Annotated in this window: 14 protein-coding genes; 4 read left to right on the forward strand and 10 right to left on the reverse strand. The window is 71.0% G+C overall.

Features of this window, described 5'->3' with window-relative positions; all coding sequences use genetic code 11:
* Nucleotides 1-22: 22 nt before the first annotated feature.
* Nucleotides 23-1,489, reverse strand: a complete 1,467-nt coding sequence (locus ACFY10_RS12885; protein WP_390665119.1) for an amino acid permease — start codon at nt 1,487-1,489, stop codon at nt 23-25.
* A 221-nt stretch (nt 1,490-1,710) separates the two neighbouring features.
* Here ACFY10_RS12885 and ACFY10_RS12890 point away from each other — a divergent pair, with 221 nt between their 5' ends.
* Nucleotides 1,711-2,442 carry a MerR family transcriptional regulator gene (locus tag ACFY10_RS12890; protein WP_390665120.1) on the forward strand — a complete coding sequence of 244 codons (732 nt, stop codon included), beginning with the start codon at nt 1,711-1,713 and terminating at the stop codon, nt 2,440-2,442.
* Here the strand turns inward: ACFY10_RS12890 and ACFY10_RS12895 are convergent.
* On the reverse strand, nt 2,419-3,144 hold the full coding sequence (locus ACFY10_RS12895; RefSeq protein WP_390665121.1) for an SDR family NAD(P)-dependent oxidoreductase: 726 nt from the start codon (nt 3,142-3,144) through the stop codon (nt 2,419-2,421). The two genes, ACFY10_RS12890 and ACFY10_RS12895, sit on opposite strands and share 24 nt — an antisense overlap.
* Nucleotides 3,145-3,491: 347 nt before the next feature.
* Here ACFY10_RS12895 and ACFY10_RS12900 point away from each other — a divergent pair, with 347 nt between their 5' ends.
* The 3 genes from ACFY10_RS12900 to ACFY10_RS12910 are packed head-to-tail and all read left to right on the forward strand — an operon-like array spanning nt 3,492 to nt 7,082.
* On the forward strand, nt 3,492-4,520 hold the full coding sequence (locus tag ACFY10_RS12900) for an ABC transporter permease (RefSeq protein ID WP_390665122.1): 1,029 nt from the start codon (nt 3,492-3,494) through the stop codon (nt 4,518-4,520).
* A gap of 35 nt (nt 4,521-4,555) precedes the next feature.
* Complete coding sequence (locus ACFY10_RS12905) at nt 4,556-5,620, forward strand: sugar ABC transporter substrate-binding protein (protein ID WP_390665123.1); 1,065 nt, start codon at nt 4,556-4,558, stop codon at nt 5,618-5,620.
* A gap of 1 nt (nt 5,621) precedes the next feature.
* The gene (locus ACFY10_RS12910; protein WP_390665124.1) at nt 5,622-7,082 is read left to right on the forward strand and encodes a sugar ABC transporter ATP-binding protein; all 1,461 of its coding nucleotides are present in this window, start codon (nt 5,622-5,624) and stop codon (nt 7,080-7,082) included.
* 19 nt (nt 7,083-7,101) lie between these two features.
* Here the strand turns inward: ACFY10_RS12910 and ACFY10_RS12915 are convergent, their stop codons facing one another.
* The 8 genes from ACFY10_RS12915 to ACFY10_RS12950 form a co-directional block, all read right to left on the reverse strand.
* Nucleotides 7,102-7,842, reverse strand: a complete 741-nt coding sequence (locus ACFY10_RS12915; RefSeq protein ID WP_390665125.1) for an IclR family transcriptional regulator — start codon at nt 7,840-7,842, stop codon at nt 7,102-7,104.
* A 62-nt stretch (nt 7,843-7,904) separates the two neighbouring features.
* A complete protein-coding gene (locus tag ACFY10_RS12920; RefSeq protein ID WP_390665126.1) occupies nt 7,905-9,380 on the reverse strand; it encodes an ROK family protein in 1,476 nt (491 codons plus the stop codon).
* A 109-nt stretch (nt 9,381-9,489) separates the two neighbouring features.
* Complete coding sequence (locus ACFY10_RS12925; protein WP_390665127.1) at nt 9,490-11,118, reverse strand: thiamine pyrophosphate-binding protein; 1,629 nt, start codon at nt 11,116-11,118, stop codon at nt 9,490-9,492.
* 312 nt (nt 11,119-11,430) lie between these two features.
* Nucleotides 11,431-13,602 carry a 3-hydroxyacyl-CoA dehydrogenase NAD-binding domain-containing protein gene (locus ACFY10_RS12930; RefSeq protein WP_390665128.1) on the reverse strand — a complete coding sequence of 724 codons (2,172 nt, stop codon included), beginning with the start codon at nt 13,600-13,602 and terminating at the stop codon, nt 11,431-11,433.
* 50 nt (nt 13,603-13,652) lie between these two features.
* On the reverse strand, nt 13,653-14,867 hold the full coding sequence (locus ACFY10_RS12935; protein ID WP_390665129.1) for an acetyl-CoA C-acetyltransferase: 1,215 nt from the start codon (nt 14,865-14,867) through the stop codon (nt 13,653-13,655).
* A 44-nt stretch (nt 14,868-14,911) separates the two neighbouring features.
* Entirely contained in the window at nt 14,912-16,054 is a 1,143-nt protein-coding gene (locus ACFY10_RS12940; RefSeq protein WP_390665130.1) for an acyl-CoA dehydrogenase family protein, read from the reverse strand.
* Nucleotides 16,051-17,187, reverse strand: coding sequence for a CaiB/BaiF CoA transferase family protein (locus tag ACFY10_RS12945; protein ID WP_390665131.1), 1,137 nt, complete (start codon nt 17,185-17,187; stop codon nt 16,051-16,053). The genes ACFY10_RS12940 and ACFY10_RS12945 overlap by 4 nt, the downstream gene beginning before the upstream one ends.
* Before the next feature lie 122 nt (nt 17,188-17,309).
* On the reverse strand, nt 17,310-17,690 hold the full coding sequence (locus ACFY10_RS12950; RefSeq protein WP_390665132.1) for an MmcQ/YjbR family DNA-binding protein: 381 nt from the start codon (nt 17,688-17,690) through the stop codon (nt 17,310-17,312).
* Between the last annotated feature and the right edge of the window lie 35 nt (nt 17,691-17,725).

The raw sequence follows: 17,725 nt of genomic DNA on the forward strand, positions 1-17,725 counted from the left end.
CACTGACAGTCGCTCTGACCTGCTACTTCGTCAGGTCCGCCAGCTCCCGGTCCTCGTCCCGGCCGACCCGGCGCCGGACCGCGAACCAGCCGCCGACCAGCATCGCCGCGATCACCGGGATCAGGAGCAGGGTCTTGCGGCCGACCTCGGGGTCGTTCCACATCAGGCCCAGGACGGCGACGAGGAAGGTGATCGTGGTGATTTCCGTGACCGGGCTGCCGGGCAGGCGGAAGGACGGTCGGGTGAGCAGGCCGGCCTTGGCGCGGCGGGCGAAGACCAGGTGGCAGATCATGATGATCACCCAGGTCGAGATGATGCCGAGAGAGGCCACGTTCAGCACGATCTCGAAGACCTGGCTCGGCATGAGGTAGTTGAGGCCGACGCCCAGCACGCACACCGCGCAGGTGAGCAGGATGCCGCCGTAGGGGACCTGGCTGCGGTTCATGCGCGCCGTGAACCTGGGGGCCGAGCCGGCCATCGCCATCGAGCGGAGGATGCGGCCCGTGGAGTACAGGCCCGAGTTCAGGGACGACATCGCCGCGGTGAGGACCACGAGGTTCATGACGTCGCCCGCCGCCGGGACGCCGATCTTCGACAGGACGGTGACGAACGGGCTCTGGTCGGCCGAGTAGACCGAGCCGGGGAGCAGGAGGGCGAGGAGGACGACCGAGCCGACGTAGAAGAGGCCCACCCGCCACATGATCGAGTTCACCGCGCGCGGGACGACCTTCTCCGGCTCGGCGGTCTCGCCCGCGGCGACGCCGACCAGTTCCAGGGCGGCGTACGCGAAGATCACGCCCTGCATGACGAGGACGACCGGCATGATGCCGTGCGGGAAGACGCCGCCGTGGTCGTTGATCACGCTCAGGCCGGGGGTGTGGCCGCCGACCTCGTGCTGGGTGGCCAGCAGGAAGATGCCGATCAGCATGAAGCCGACGAGCGTGGCCACCTTGATGATCGCGAACCAGAACTCCATCTCGCCGAAGATCTTCACCGAGATCAGGTTCACGGCGAGCACCACGGCCAGCGCGATCAGGGCGAGCGCCCACTGCGGGATGCTCGTGAACATGCTCCAGTAGTGCGTGTAGAGCGCGATTGCGGTGATGTCGGCGATTCCGGTGGTCGACCAGTTCAGGAAGTACATCCAGCCGGCGACGTAGGCACCCTTCTCGCCGAGGAACTCGCGCGCGTACGACACGAAGGAACCGGAGGACGGGCGGTAGAGGACCAGTTCGCCCAGCGCCCGGACGACGAAGAAGGCGAAGACGCCGCAGACGAGATAGGCGAGCGCAAGTGCCGGGCCCGCGTTGTGCAGGCGACCGCCGGCGCCCAGGAAGAGGCCGGTGCCGATGGCGCCGCCGATGGCGATCATGTTGACGTGGCGGGCCTTGAGGTCCTTGCTGTAGCCGGCGTCGCCCGCGTCCGCGGGCACCTGGGCCGCGTCGGTCCGGGTGGCGGCCTGTGCCGTGTCCACGGCGTCCTTGCTCACAGGTGGTTCCACTCTCTGGTGCGCCCGAGCGGGTCGCGCTCGGGTGTCCGGACGTTCTCGATCGGCGCGCCATCGGTGGAAGGCGCAGACCAACGCGGCACCTTCCCCCAGGTGGCGGGGCGCATGCGATGGCGTAGATCACAGAGCGGCACTTCTCACAAGCCCCACGAGCCCCTCGCACCGGGTTTCGCAGTACTGGTGTGACAGCGATACTGCTGCACATGACGACCGACACCGACACCGACAGCGATACCGGGGAGCCGACGCTCACGATCGACGAACTGGCCGCGCGGGCCGGCATCACGGTCCGCACGGTCCGGTTCTACGGCACCAAGGGGCTGCTGCCGCCGCCGGTGATCGGTCCGCGCCGGGTGGGCCACTACGGGCAGCAGCACGTGGCCCGGCTGGCGCTCATCGAGGAGTTGCAGCACCAGGGCATGACACTCGCGGCGATCGAGCGCTACATGGCGCAGCTGCCGCCCGGCCTGAGCCACCAGGACCTTGCCATCCACCGGGCCGTGGTGGCCTCGTGGGCGCCGGACACCGTGGAGACGGTGACCGCGGCGGAGCTGCAGCGCCGGGCCGGGCGGCCGCTGGCCGAGAACGACGTCGAGCGGCTGTGCGCCATGAACGTGGTCCGGCCCGACGGGGACGCCTACCGCGTCGACTCCGGCCTGCTCCGGCTCGCCGTACAGCTCCTCGACGTCCCGCTGTCCGAGGAGGCGATCCTCGCGGCGCGCAAGGTGCTGATCGAGCACTCGCGGGCCGCCGCACACGAACTGTCGCAGCTGTTCCGGGGCGAGGTGTCCGAGCGGGCCGAGGAGGACGTGAAGTCCCTGTCCGCGCACATGCAGCCCATCGTGGTGCAGGCGCTGCTGACGACCTTCCAGCGGTCGCTCAAGGAAGAGGTGCACCAGTGGCTCGCCGTCTCAGAGGAAGGCCGACCCTCCTGACACGTTGAGCGTCTGCCCGGTCAGGAAGCCGCTGCCCTCGTCCACCACGTACAGGAGGGTCGAGACCAGGTCGGACGGCTCCTGGGTGCGCCGGACGACCTGCCGGTCGCGGATGGACTCGAAGCCGCCGTCCGCGCCGACCGTCCGCTCCGCGGTCGCAGTGCGCACCATGCTCGGCGCGATCGCGTTGACCGTGATGTCGTACGGGCCGAGGGCCGCGGCCAACGCTCGGGTGAAACCGATCAGGCCCGTCTTCGAGGCGACGTAGGGGACCATCGTGGGCGGCGCGGTGAACACGGCCGCCGAGGCGATGTTGACGATTCGGCCCCACCCGGCCGCCTTCAGATACGGCAGCGCGGCCCGGGCCACCAGGAACGGCGCCTCCAGGTTGACGCGCATGACCCGGCGCCAGTCCTCGGCGGTCGTCTCCTCGAAGGGCTTCGCGGGATAGACGCCGGCGTTGTTGACCACGACATGCAGCGCGCCGAACCGGTCGATCACCCGCTCCAGTCCGGCCCTTACCTGCTCCTCGTCGGTGACGTCGCCGACCAGCTCCACGTAGTCCAGGACCCTCCCGGCGGTCTCGGTCTGCGGGACGAGATCGAGACAGGCGACCCGGTAGCCGCGCCCGGCGAGCGCGACGGCGAACTCCTGCCCGAGGCCCTGTGCCGCTCCGGTCACCAGGGCGGTACGCGTCTCCATGGGCCGAGTGTGATGACCCGTCAGGCACTCGGCAAGGGCCTGTCCGGCGGATCAGGTCGGCTGAAAGGAACTGCGCCTTGTGGCCGACCCGAGCGGGGTCTGGTGCGTGCAGCTGCAAGGCGGAGGAGGGCGTCGACGCGGAGCGTCGGCAACCGACGACAACGCCGCAGATGGGCGTGCCAGACCCCGCGACGCCGAGCTGATCCGCCGGACGGGCCCTTGGGCGCATTTCACTCGCTGGAACGGCGCTGTTGCCGCCCGGGCCCATGAGGTCGACGCTGCGGGGCGACCGCCCCCTGGACGGGCCGTGGACAGACCCAGCACCAGCCATACGGGAGCCGTGCCCGATGACCGAGACCGAGCGTGCCGTGGACGACGCCGAGCGCGCCCGCGATCAGGGTGGCGGGCTGCGCCGGCTCGGCCCGCTGCCCCGGCGGCTGGTGCGGGACGAGCTGGGTGTGCTGCTGGTGCTGGGGCTGCTGATCGCCGGGATCGGCATCCCGTACCCGGACTTCCTCGACACGGACAACCTGCTCTCCACGGCGCACAACTCCGTCTACATCTCGCTGATGGCGTGCGGCATGGTCTTCGCGCTCGCCATGCGCGAGGTCGATCTGTCGGTGGGCGGCACCTACGCGATGTGCCTGGTCGTCGGGGCGCTGCTGGTGCGGGACGGTCTCGAGCCGTGGCTGGCGGTGCCGGTGATGCTGGTGACCGGGATCGTGCTCGGCGTGTTCAACGCCCTGGTGACGACGCTGCTCGCGCTGCCGTCGTTCATCGTGACGCTGGGCACGCTGATGCTCTACCGAGGTGTCGGGCTGGCGCTCGCCGACGGCAAACAGATCACCGATCTGCCGCTGGACGACTCGTTCTTCACCGTCGCGGGCGGTGATCCAGGCGGCGTGCCGTTCGCGCTGTGGGTGCTGCTCGCGGTGGTCGTCGTCCTCGCGGTGGTGCTCGCCCGCACCCGCTTCGGGGCCCGGGTGCGGGCGATCGGCTCCAACCCCGACGCCGCCGCGTTCAGCGGCATCCCGGTCGTCCGCACCCGCATCCGGGCACTGGCCCTGTCCGGCCTGACCACGGCGTGCGCCGCCTCGCTCGCACTCGCCTTCTACGGCGCCGGCGACCCGACGCTCGGCCAGGGCTACGAGCTGCAGGCCATAGCCGCATGCATCATCGGCGGCACCCCGCTGGCCGGCGGACGCGGCTCGGTCGTCGGCGCCGTGGCGGGCGCGATGATCCTCTCGGTCGTCGCCTCCGGCCTCGTCTTCTTCGAAGTCCCCATCAACTGGACGTCGTTCGCGACCGGCGGGGTCATCCTCGTCGCCGTCGCGGCCGACAGCGCGCTGCGGCGCACCGGACGCCGACGCAAGTGAACACCCGGCCTGCGCAAGGCTCTTGGAGGCCCGTGATGCACGCCCGACTCCGTACGACCGCCGCCGCGCTCGGCGCTCTGGTACTGCTCGGCGCCGCCGGCTGCGGCAACAACAGCCCCGGTAGCAAGAACGGCAAGCTGGACATGGGCATCGCGGTCGCCAACATCTCCCTCAACTTCGCCCACGAGATGGTGCTCGGCGCCGAGAGCGCCGCGAGTCACGCGGGCAAGGTGGACTTCAAGGCGGTCGGGCCGCCGAACACCGACGGACCGGCCGAGGTGCAGCTCTTCCAGAACCTCACGGCACGCGCCAAGGACGGCATCGTCCTGGAGAACCTCGACCCGCCGATCTTCACCCGCCCCGCCGCACAGGCCGTCGACAAAAACATCCCGATCGTCGCCCTGGACACCTCGCCCACCGACGGCAGCAAGGTGAACTTCTATGTGGGCAACGACAATTACGCGCTCGGCGAGTTGATGGCCAAGGAGGCGCTGAAGCGGCTCGGCGCCGGCCCGAAGGGCGAGATCGTCATCGGCGTGCCCAACCCCGGTACACCGGTGCTGGACAACCGCGCGAAGGGCATCGCCGACACGTTCAAGAAGCAGGCGCCGGGAGTCAAGGTCCTGGGCCCCTTCCAGACGTACAGCGATCCCGGGCAGAACTACAGCTCCTGGTCGGCCCAGGTGAACGCACACCCCAGGGCGCTCGCCTTCCTCGGCGTGGGCGACGCCGACAGCTACAACCTCGCCAAGATCAAGAAGGCGGAGCACGGCAAGTGGCTGACGGCCGGCTTCGACGTCGACCCGAAGACCCTCGACGCGGTCAAGGACGGCTCGAACTTCGTCACCATCGACCCGCAGCACTTCCTCAAGGGCTATCTCTCCACGGCCATGCTGATCGACGCGGTGCGCAACAAGGACGGCAAGCTGCCCGAGGGCTGGTTCCTGTCCCCCGGCGGCGTCGTGGACTCCTCCGACATCGACGACATCATCGCCCGCCAGAAGTCGGCGACAGCCGCCTACGACTGGTACAAGCCGACGATCGACAAGCTCCTGGGCAACCAGCAGGCCAACCTCAAACCGCTCAAGGACGCCCGCTGAGATGACCTACGGCGACATCCTCGTGGCACAGGGACTGGTCAAGTCGTACGGCGGCGTACGGGCGTTGGACGGGGCCGGCATCCGGCTGCGGGGCGGCGAGGTGCATGCGCTCGTGGGCGAGAACGGTGCGGGCAAGTCGACGCTGGTACGGATCCTGTCGGGGGCGCTGGCGGCGGACGCGGGGGCGGTGCGGTCGGCGAGGGACACCCGGATCGCCGTCGTCTCCCAGGAGCTGAGCCTTTTCCCGGACCTGACCGTGCGCGAGAACCTCTTCCCGCAGGAGCCCCCGCGGCGGTTCGGCCTGCTCGACCGGGGCGCGATGGACCGGGCGGCCCGGCCGGTCCTGGCCGAGCTGGGACTGGACCTCGACCTCGGCACGGAGCTCGGCGAACTCCCCCTCGCCGACCAGCAGTTGACGGAGATCGCGCGGGCGCTGCTGCTGGGGCCCCGGCTGCTGATCCTCGACGAGCCGACGTCGGCCCTCCCGGCCGCCGCCGTCGACCGCCTCGAACGGGTGCTGCGCACCCTCACCGGGCGGGGCATCGCCGTCCTGTACGTCACCCACTTCCTGGACGAGGTGATGCGCTTCGCGCACCGCGTGACGGTCCTGCGCGACGGGCGGGTCGCCCTGGCCGGCGTGCGCCGCGCCCAGGTCGACGTACCGGAACTGGTCACGGCGATGCTGGGCGGCCGCCCGGAACAGCCGCCGCACCGCACACGTGCCGTCGTCGACCTGCCGCCGCCGGTGGTGCTGTCCGGGGTGAGCGTGCCGGGACGGCTGACGGACGTGACCTTCACGGTGCGGGCGGGCGAGGTGGTCGGGGTCGCGGGGCTGCAAGGGGCAGGCCACCTCAGCGCGCTGGAGGTGGTGTGCGGGCGTGCGGGGGTCTCGGCGGGCCGGGTGGACATCGCGGGCCACGGCCTGCCGCGCTCACTGCGCGACGCGGTCCGCGCGGGCGTCGCCTTCGTGCCGAGCGATCGCAAGCGCTACGGGCTGATGGCGGACCGGACGGTGTGGGAGAACACGACGACGGTGAGCTGGCTGGCACTGGGCCGCGGCGGCATGCTGCCCTCCCGCACCGAACTGGTGCGCCGCACGGCCGACTTGACGCAGCGGCTGCGGCTGCGCGGTGGCCCGTACGACGTGGTGGCGCGGCTGTCCGGCGGCAACCAGCAGAAGGTCGTCTTCGCGAAATGGCTGGCCACGGAGCCGAAGATCGTGGTGCTCGACGATCCGACGCGCGGCGTGGACATCGGCGTACGCGCCGAAATGCACCGCATCGTGGCCGAGTTGGCGGCGGGCGGCGCGGCCGTCCTGCTGGCCTCGACCGACCTCGCGGAGCTGACGGAGGTGTGCGACCGGGTGCTGGTGTTCGTGCGCGGGCGGGTCACCGGGGAGGTGCACGGGGAGCGGCTGACCGAGCATGCGCTGGCGGTGGCGATGCAGCAGGCGGTTCCGTAGTCCGGGCGCAGACGCCGGGTCAGGCAGACAGCATCCGCGTCAGGGCCCTCGCCGCCGCGCACACCCGCGCCCCCACGCGGTCGACGTCGAGGCGGCGGGTGCCGCCGGTGACGGAGATGGCGGCGACGGGGCGGGGGCCGTGGCCGTGGGCGTAGATCGGGGCAGCGACGGCGGAGACGCCGACCTCGGCCTCCTCCAGGTTGACGCCGTAGCCGCGGGCCCGGGTCAGGGCGAGGTCGCGGGCGAGCTGACCGGGCAGCACCAGGGTGCGCGGGGTGAGGCGGGGCAGCGGGCAGTGCGGCGGGCGCGGGTCCTGGGCGAGGAACACCTTGCCGGTGGCCGTGCAGTGCGCGGGCAGGCGGCCTCCGGTGCGCGAGACGATCGGGGTGGAGCGGCGGCCGGTGACCTTCTCCAGGAACAGCGTGTCGGTGCCGTCTGGGACAGCCAGGTGCACGTTCTCCTGCGTCGCCTCGTGCAGATCGCCCAGGTAGGGCAGGGCCGCGTCCCGCAGCTCGCGCACGGTCGGCGCCGACTGGCCCAGCACGAACAGCCCGAGCCCGATGCGGTAACTGCCCTCCCCGGTGCGCTCGACCAGGCCGAGCCGGACCAGCTCACCGATCAGCCGGTGCGCGGTGGGCTTCGGCAGTCCGGTGCACAGGGCCAGCTCGGCGAGGGTGAGAGCGGTCTCGGCGTCGCCGCAGGCACGCAGCAGGAGCACGCCACGCGCGAGCACCGACTTCGGCAGCTGACCGTCCGTCATGGATCGATGGTGGTGGCTTGCGTGGGGGCTGGCAAGGTGTGGGGTGCTGTGAGCGGCGGACCTCAGAGGAAGCGCCTCTTCAGGTAGTCGGGATCGCGGGCGAGCAGGGCGGCTCCGCGCCAGCCCCACGCTCGCATCCGTCCGAACAGAGGGTCGCTGACCCCGCCCATGACATTGGCGGCCAGATGTCCCTGCACGGCGTCGACAAAACCGGCGTGTCCCCTCAGATACTCGGGGACCGTGCCGCACAGGGCGACGTGGGGCAGGTCGAGGACATCGAGGATCGCGGTGATGCCGACGCCGAAGAGCCTTCCGTACAGTTTCATCAGTGTGTCGAGGTAGGGGTGGAAGTCCCGCCGGATGCTGCGGAGTTCGTCGTCCGTGTCGCGGAACAGACGCAGCAGGGTCATGCCTGCTCCCTCGTCGGGGTCCAGTTTGGCGAGGAAGTCCTCGTAGTGAGAGGTCGCGCAGTAGCGCTCCAGGATCGCCGTCAGCGATGCGGCGTCCAGTGTGCGGGCCAGTTGTCCGAGCCCGCCGATGCCGACGAGCGACTCGAAGTGGTAGCCCCTGCGCCCGCAGGAGCACTCGCTGGGCGGCAGGCTCTTGCCGCCCAGCACCATGGCGTCTCCGATGTTGAGGTCGACGTGGCCCACCTCGCCCGCGCGGAACTTCGCCCCGTAGTAGACGTGGCGGTCCAGGACCAGGCCGGATCCGACACCGGTGCCGGCGAAGACGCAGACGAAGTCCCGCCAGTCCGCTCCTTCGGCGGTGATCAGCCAACGGGCCGCACAGCGCGCGTCGTTGTCGAGATGGATGATGTGGGACAGCGGCTGGTGTTCGTCGGTGCGGAAGACTTTCCGCAACATGTCTGTTCCGCACTTCTCGATCAGTGTGTCCGCGATGCGCGAAGTCACGTGCTCGCCCGCCGTGAGGGGAACTCCCTCCACCGTCCGGGCGAAGTCGCCGCGGTCCGGCACGATGCCGCCCGGCAGGGCGAGCCCGATCGACTCGATCTCGAGGTCCTTGCGGAAGGCTCGCTCGATCTGTTCCTTCAGTGCGTCACCGATGGCGTCGAACAGCTCGTCGTGACGGAACCGCTCGTCGTCGGCGTTCGCGCGCACGACATCCCTCTCGTCGTGCACGGCACCGATCTGATCCGTGTCCGGGAGAGCGGTGGTCTCTTCCGTGACGTGCAGCAGACCGCATTCCAGTCGTCGGCGGCCGACACGGCATCCGATGTGACGACCGCTCGGGGTGCGTGTCTGGAGCTGCGTCCTCACCTCTCGTATGGCTTCCTCGGTGTCGGCCAGGCCGGCAGCGAGGGTGCGCACGACGGCGATCGCCAGGGCTACGACAGCGATGAAACCGAAGGCGAACGCCGGGACCCACACGACCACGCCGTGCGCCACGGGGATCACCGCGACCGCCCAGACGACGGCGGCGATCACACTGATGGTGGAGAGCCGGACCAGGCGCTTGGCCTCCTCGGGCCGTACGTCGTCCGCCATGCCGATGAGCCGGTCCAGCCACTCAAACATGGTGCTCCCCCCAACACGCGCACATGCTGTGCCCCAGTGTGGGAGTGGCCGACTGAGCCGTACAGGGCCCCGTACGGATCCGCCGAGGGCGTCGGCGGCCCGTGGCCCACTACTGCCGCAGCGGTACGTCCACCAGCAGCGGCCCCGTCAACTCGCCCGCCCCGGCGACCAGTTCACGCAGATGGTCCGCGCTGTCCGCGCGCACCGCGTCGACCCCGAAGAAGCGGGCCGCCAGGGTGAAGTCCAGGTGGCCGAGCTCGGTTCCGGGGCAGGTGCCCTGGTTGCCCATTGCCTCGTAGGTGTCCTGGACGGTGCGGTAGGCGCCGTTGCTCATCACCACGAACAGGACGGGGACGTTCTGGCGCGCGGCGCTCCACAGTCCCTGCAGGCCGAACAGGGTGGAGCCGTCGCCCAGGACGGCGACGACCGGGCGGCCGGGTTCGGCGAGGGCGCGGCCGACGGCGGCGCCGATGCCCCAGCCGAGGCCGCCGCCGACGGTGTGCGTGTAGCTGCCGGGGCGGTCGAGGCGGACGAAGCGGCGGAGCAACAGGCCGACGGTGATGGCCTCTTCGACGACAACGGCGTCGGGCGGGAGGCCGCGGGCCACGGCGTGGGCGGCGGCCCACGGGGCGAGCGGGGCCGGGGAGTAGGCGGCTCGGGCGGCGGACTCGGCACGGTCGCGTTCGGCGGTGTGCCGTTCGCCGGCGCGCAGGATGCGGGCCTTGGCGGTGTGGGCGGGCACGCGGTCGGGCAGCAGCTCGGCGAGGCGGTGCAGGGAGGGGCCGAGGGCGCCCACGAGTCCGGCGGTGGCGGGGAAGTTGCGGCCGATCTCGTGCGGGTCCGAGTCCAGCTGGACGACGGTGAGTCCGGGCGGCAGCGCGGGCCCCGGGCTGTACTGGTGGGGTGTGAAGGCGTGCGCTCCCGCGATCAGCACGGTGTCGTGGGCGGCGAGGGCGGCGCGGATGGCGTCGTGGCGGGGCGGCAGCATCCCGGCGTACAGCGGGTGCGTGGTGGGGAAGTTCAGGCAGTCGGCCATCGGCTGGTGGTGGACCACGGCACCGCACGCCTCCGCCGTGCGCACGAGCGCGGCGACGGCGTCCTCGCGGCCCACTCCGTCCCCGGCGACGATCGCGGGCCGGGCGGCGGCGCCGAGCAGATGGGCGGCCCGGTCGAGTCCCGCGGCCGGGGCGGACGGGGGTGTGGGAGTGCGGGCCGGGACGTCGACCTCGGTGTCCTCGCCGAACACATCCATGGGGACGGACAGGAACACCGGTCCGGCGGGCGGCCGTACGGCCAGGGCGAAGGCGCGGCGCAGGGCGAGGGGCAGGTCGTGGGCGTGCTGGACGTCGTACGTCGCCTTCACCGCCGGGGTGGCCAGGCCGATGAGGTCGCCGGAGAGCATGGGGTCCTGCTGGAGGTGGCGGCGGTCCTGCTGGCCTGCCGTCACGACGAGGGGGGTGCGGGAGCGGCGGGCGTTGAGCAGTCCGATGAGGCCGTTGGCGAGACCGGCGGCGATGTGCAGGCTCACAAAGGCGGGCCGTCCGGTGCCGCGGGCGTAGCCGTCGGCCATGGCGACGACGGCGCCCTCGTGGACGCCGGGCACGTACTCGGGGGCGCCGTGGGCGCCCGCCAGGGCGGCCAGGAAAGGGAGTTCGGTGGTGCCGGGGTTGCCGAAGACGCGGTCCACGCCCTCGCCGCGGAGGATGTCCAGGACGGCGAGGGCGGGACGGTATCCCATGGGGGGCTCCTCGGGGACGGCGACCGTGCGAGCCTTTCGCCGTCAGCCTGCGGGGTCCCTGGCCGGGGTGGCAAGTGGGCCGTGTCGCTGAGCGATACGAGGCGGTTTCTCGCCCCCGCCGCCCCTACCCGTCCCGACCCGGGGGCCAGCCCCCGGACCCCCGCTCCTCAAAACGCCGGAGGGGCTGAATTTTTCGCCGGCCGGGCCTTGCTCTTTCAGCCCGTCCGGCGTTTGAGGACGAGGCCGTTCAGGCCGAAAAGCGGGGGTCTGGGGGCGCAGCCCCCAGGGGACGGGAAAGGCAGGGGCGGCTCACTAGTCCCCGAACCGCTCCCCCTTCTCCGCCTTCTCCACCAGCAGCGCGGGCGGGTCGAACCGCTCCCCGTACCGCTCGGCCAGCTCACGCGCGCGTGCCACGAAGCCCGGCAGGCCGCCCTCGTAGCCGTTGATGTACTGCAGGACGCCGCCCGTCCAGCCGGGGAAGCCGATGCCGAAGATGGAGCCGATGTTGGCGTCGGCGACCGACGTCAGGACGCCCTCCTCCAGGAGCTTGACCGTGTCGAGCGCCTCGGAGAAGAGCATGCGCTCCTGCATGTCCGCGAAGGGGATCTCGGCGCCCTCACGGGTGAAGTGCTCGCGCAGCCCGGGCCACAGGCCTGCCCGCTTGCCGTCCTCCCCGTACTCGTAGAACCCCGCTCCCCCACTGCGTCCGGGGCGCCCGAACTCGTCGACCATGCGGTCGATGACGGCCTCGGCGGGGTGTGTCGGCCAGGTGCCGCCCGCCTCCTCGACGGCCCGCTTGGACTCGTTGCGGATCTTCCGCGGGAGGGTGAGCGTCAGCTCGTCCATCAGGGAGAGCACCTTGGCCGGGTAGCCGGCCTGGGCGGCGGCCTGCTCGACCGACGCGGGCTCGATGCCCTCGCCGACCATGGCGACGCCCTCGTTGATGAAGTGGCCGATCACGCGGGAGGTGAAGAAGCCGCGGGAGTCGTTGACGACGATCGGGGTCTTCTTGATCTGGCGGACCAGGTCGAAGGCGCGGGCCAGGGCCTCCTCGCCCGTGCGCTCGCCCTTGATGATCTCGACGAGCGGCATCTTGTCGACCGGCGAGAAGAAGTGCAGTCCGATGAAGTCGGACTGGCGCTCCACTCCCTCGGCCAGCACGGTGATCGGCAGCGTCGACGTGTTGGAGCACAGCAGCGCGTCCGGCTCGACGAGGTGCTGGATCTCCTGGAACACCTTGTGCTTGAGCTCCGGGTTCTCGAACACGGCCTCGATGACCGCGTCGCAGCCGGCCACATCCTGCGGATCCGCCGTCGGCGTGATGCGGGCGAGCAGCGCGTCCGCCTTCTCCTTCGTCGTACGGCCCCGGGAGACCGCCTTCGCGCACAGCTTCTCGGAGTAGGCCTTGCCCTTGGCCGCGGCCTCCGGCGACACGTCCTTCAGGACCACCTCGATGCCCGCGCGGGCGCACGAGTAGGCGATGCCCGCGCCCATCATCCCGGCGCCCAGCACGGCGACCTTGCGGACCGGACGGGACTCGATGCCCTTGGGGCGGTTGGCGCCGGAGTTGACGGCCTGGAGGTCGAAGAAGAAGGCCTGGATCATGTTCTTCGAGGTCTGGCCCGCCGCCAGCTCGACGAAGTAGCGCGCCTCGATGACCTGCGCCGTCTCGAAGTCGACCTGGGAGCCCTCGACGGCCGCCGCGAGAATGTTGCGCGGCGCCGGGTAGGGCGCGCCGTTCGTCTGCTTGCGCAGGTTGGCCGGGAAGGCGGGCAGATTGGCCGCGAACTTGGGGTTGGCGGGGGTGCCGCCGGGGATGCGGTAGCCGGGCTTGTCCCAGGGCTGCTGCGACTCGGGGTTGGCGTCGATGAAGGCGCGGGCCTTGGCGAGCAACTCGTCCTGCGTGGCGGCGACTTCGTCGACGAGGCCGTTGTCGAGCGCGCGCTGCGGGTTGTACTGGGTGCCCTGCAGCAGCACCTTCAACAGCGCGTCGGCGATGCCGAGCAGGCGGACCGTGCGGACGACGCCGCCGCCTCCGGGCAGCAGGCCGAGGGTGACCTCGGGGCAGCCGATCTTCGAGCCGGGTGCGTCGAGCGCGACCCGGTGGTGGCAGGCGAGGGCGATCTCGTAACCGCCGCCCAGGGCCGCGCCGTTGATCGCGGCGACGACCGGCTTGCCCAGGGTCTCGATGCGGCGCAGGTTGCGCTTGATCGCCATGCCGCCGTCGAAGAGGTCCTGCGCGGTCTCGGGGGTGACCCGGATGAGGTCGCGCAGGTCGCCGCCGGCGAAGAAGGTCTTCTTGGCGGAGGTGAAGATGATGCCGCGGATGGAGTCCTTCTCGGCCTCCAGGCGGTCGGTGATCACGGCGAGGGAGTCGCGGAACGCCTGGTTCATGGTGTTCGCGGACTGGTTCGGGTCGTCGAGGACGAGGGTGACGACGCCGGTGCGGTCCTGTTCCCAGCGGATGGTGGTGCTCTGAGTCATGACGAGGGTCTCCGTAGAAGTCTCTGAAGTCTCTTGGTTCCGCCGGGTGTTCAGATGCGTTCGACGACGGTGGCGATGCCCATGCCGCCGCCGACGCAGAGGGTCGCGAGGCCGTACCGCTTGTCCTGGCGCTCCAGTTCGTCGACGAGCGTGCCCAGGATCATCGCGCCGGTCGCGCCGAGCGGGTGGCCGAGGGCGATCGCGCCGCCGTTGACGTTGACCTTGTCCAGGGACAGGCCCATGTCGCGCACGAAGCGCAGGACGACGGCCGCGAAGGCCTCGTTGATCTCGACGAGGTCGATGTCGTCGATGGTCAGCCCGGCCTTCGCAAGAGCCTTGCGGGTGGCGGGCGCGGGGCCGGTGAGCATGATGGTCGGCTCGGAGCCGGAGACGGCTGCGGAGACGATCCGCGCGCGCGGGGTGAGGCCGTAGCGCTCGCCGACCTCCTTGGAGCCGATGGCGACCAGGGAGGCGCCGTCGACGATGCCGGAGGAGTTGCCCGCGTGGTGGACGTGGTCGATCTTCTCGACCCAGTGGTACTTCTGCAGCGCCACCGCGTCGAAGCCACCCAGGTCGCCGATGTCCGCGAAGGACGGCTTCAGCTTGGCGAGGGAGTCGGCGGTCGTACCCGGGCGCGGAAACTCGTCGTGGTCGAGGACGACGAGGCCGCTGCGGTCCTTCACGGGGACGACGGAGCGGTCGAAGCGGCCTTCCTTCTGCGCCGTGGCCGCCCGCTCCTGCGAGAGGGCCGCGTACTCGTCGACGTCCCGGCGCGAGAAGCCCTCGATGGTGGCGATCAGGTCGGCGCCGATGCCCTGCGGCACGAAGTTGACGGCGAGGTTGGTCATGGGGTCGTTGAACCAGGCGCCGCCGTCGGAGGCCATCGGCACCCGGGACATGGACTCCACGCCGCCCGCGAGGACCAGGTCCTCCCAGCCCGAACGGACCTTGGCGGCGGCCATGTTGACGGCCTCCAGACCGGACGCACAGAAGCGGTTCTCCTGTACGCCGGCCACCGTGTCCGGCAGGCCGGCTGCGACCGCGGCGATGCGGGCGATGTCGGAGCCCTGGTCGCCGACCGGGCCGACGACGCCGAGCACGATGTCGTCGATCGCCGCCGGGTCCAGGCCGGGGAAGCGGTCGCGGATCTCGTGGATGAGTCCGACGACCAGGTCGATGGGCTTGGTGCCGTGCAAGGAGCCGTTCGCCTTGCCGCGGCCGCGCGGGCTGCGGATCGCGTCGTACACGTACGCTTCGGTGCTCACTGGAAAGCCTTTCGGGGATGAGGGTAGGCCGAGCGGGAGCGGCTTCAGCCGAGCAGGGAACGGCCGATGATCTCCTTCATGATCTCGGTGGTCCCGCCGTAGATGGTCTGGATACGGCCGTCGGTGAAGGCCCGGGCGACCGGGTACTCGGTCATGTAGCCGTAGCCGCCGTGCAGTTGGAGGCAGCGGTCGGCGACCCGCTTCTGCAGCTCGGTCGCCCACCACTTGGCCATGGAGGCGTGCACGGCGTCGAGTTGCCCGTCCGAGTGGTCCTCGATGCAGCGGTCGAGGAACGCGCGCGTGACGGCGCACTCGGTGGCCATCTCGGCTATCTCGAAGCGGATGTGCTGCTTGGTGGCGAGCGGCCGGCCGAAGGCCTCGCGCTCCTTGACGTACTCGGTGGTGATCTCCAGCAAGTGCTCGGCGGCGGCGATCGCGGAGACGGCGATGCTGAGGCGCTCCTGCGCGAGGTTGGTCATCAGGTGGACGAAGGCGCCGTTGAGCGTGCCGAGCAGGTTCTCCTTGGGCACGCGCACGTCGTTGAAGAACAACTCGGCCGTGTCCTGCGCCTTCTGGCCGATCTTGTCGAGGTTGCGGCCGCGCTCGAAGCCCTCCATATCGCGCTCGACGACCAGTAGTGACAGTCCGTGCGCTCCGCCCTCCGGTGTCGTTTTCGCGACCACGATCACCAGGTCGGCGAGGATCCCGTTGGAGATGAACGTCTTGGCGCCGTTGAGCAGCCAGTGGTCGCCGTTGTCCTCGGCGTGGGTGCGGATGCCCTGCAGGTCGGAGCCGGCGCCGGGCTCGGTCATGGCGATGGCGGTGATGATCGAGCCGTCGCAGAAGCCGGGCAGCCAGCGGCGTTTCTGCTCCTCGGTGGCCAGGCCGGTGAGGTACGGGCCGATGACGTCGTTGTGCAGGCCGAGGGCGAGCCCGGGCGCACCCGCGCGGGTGAACTCCTCGGCCAGTACGGTGGCGTAGCGGAAGTCGGACGTGCCGCCGCCCCCGAACTCCTCGGGCACGGCGAGCCCGAGCAGGCCCTGCTTGCCGGCCGCCCGCCAGGCGTCGCGGGAGACGATTCCGTCCTTCTCCCACTGCCCGTAGTACGGCAGCACCTCCCTGGCCAGGAAGGCACGCACGGTCGCGCGGAACGCGTCGTGCTCGGGGGCGAAGATCTGCCGCTTCATTCGAGGCCTTTCAGGAGGTCGGGTACGTCCCAGTCGCGCGCCACGTCGGTGGTGTCGGCGCCGGGCTGCGCGGGGCCGGTGCGTACGGCCGTGGGGGTTGCGGAGAAGCGGGGTGCGGGGGCGGGCTGGGTGATGCCGCCGTGGTCGGTGAACGTGCCGCGGGCGGCGAGGTGCGGGTGGTGCGGGGCCTCGCGCAGCGACAGTACGGGCGCCACGCACGCGTCCGTGCCCTCGAAGACGGCCGTCCACTCGTCCCGGGTGCGGGATTTGAAGCGGGCCGCGACCGCCTCGCGCAGCTCGCCCCAGCGGGCCCAGTCCTTGCGGGCTTCGGAGTGCTCCGGGATGCCGAGGACGCGCACGAACTCGTCGTAGAACTGCGGCTCCAGGGAGCCGACCGCCATGTATTTCCCGTCGGCCGTCTCGTACGTGCCGTAGTACGGGCAGCCGCCGTCCAGGAGGTTGGCGCCGCGCCGGTCCTGCCAGCCGCCGGCGGCGAGCATGCCGTGGATCATCGCGGCGAGATGGGAGGTGCCGTCGACGATGGCGGCGTCGACGACCTGGCCGGTGCCGCCTCCGCGCGCGTGATGGAGGGCGGCGAGGACGCCGACGACCAGGTAGAGGGAGCCGCCCGCGTAGTCGCCGAGGAGGTTGGCGGGGACGGCCGGCGGCTCGTCCGGGGCGCCGATCATGCCGAGGGTGCCGGTGAGCGCGATGTACGCGATGTCGTGGCCGGCACGGTGGGCGAGGGGGCCCTCTTGGCCCCAGCCGGTCATGCGGCCGTAGACCAGCTTGGGATTGCAGGCGTGGCAGGCCTCCGGGCCGACGCCGAGGCGTTCGGCGACGCCGGGGCGGTAGCCCTCGATGAGGATGTCGGCGCGTTCGGCGAGGTCGAGGACGCGCGCGGAGCCCTCCGCGGACTTCAGGTCGACGATCACCGAGCGCTTGTTGCGGTTGGTGATGTCGTACTCCGTGTTGATCGCGAGCCCGACGCCGCCGGGGCGGTCCACGCGGACGACGTCGGCGCCCAGGTCGGCGAGGAGCATGGCGGCGAACGGGCCGGGCCCGATGCCGGCCAGCTCCACCACGCGCACGCCGGTGAGCGGGCCGTGTCCAGGCGTCCTTGCCTCTGCCATGCAGTCCCCAGGGGTTGTGACACAACTGCTGTAACACTGGTGATGTTAGGAACACGTTCCAGCGGACACAAGACCCGGGAGAGCAAGCGCTTAGCCAAGTTGTGTCCGCGGAAGCCTGCGGCTCAGCGCGCGTCCAGCTCGACTATCAGGCGCTTCGGCGCGATCACCCGGTAGCTCTCCTCCACCCAGTCGCACAGCAGCTCCGCCGCCGGGGCGCCCTGCTCCGCGAGCGGAATGCGGACCCAGCCGGCCTTGCCCAGGCCGTATCCGGCGGGTTCCGCACCCGGGGAGGTGAGGGCGTGCGCGTGGGCCGCCTCGTCCCTGAGCTTCACCGTGATGCCCAGCGGATAGCTGCCGTCATCCACGCCCAGGAACACGAACACCTTCTTGTTGACCTTCGCCACGGTCTCACCCCACGGAAACTCCTCTGCGGCACCCGGCAGCCCGAGGGCGAACTCGCGCACTTTCTCCCACTTCTTCAGGGCGCTTTTGGGCACGGTCACCGCTTACCTCCGGGCTCGTCGTCGGGCTCCGCACT

This window comes from Streptomyces sp. NPDC001401, assembly GCF_042895385.1.
GTDB lineage: Bacteria > Actinomycetota > Actinomycetes > Streptomycetales > Streptomycetaceae > Streptomyces.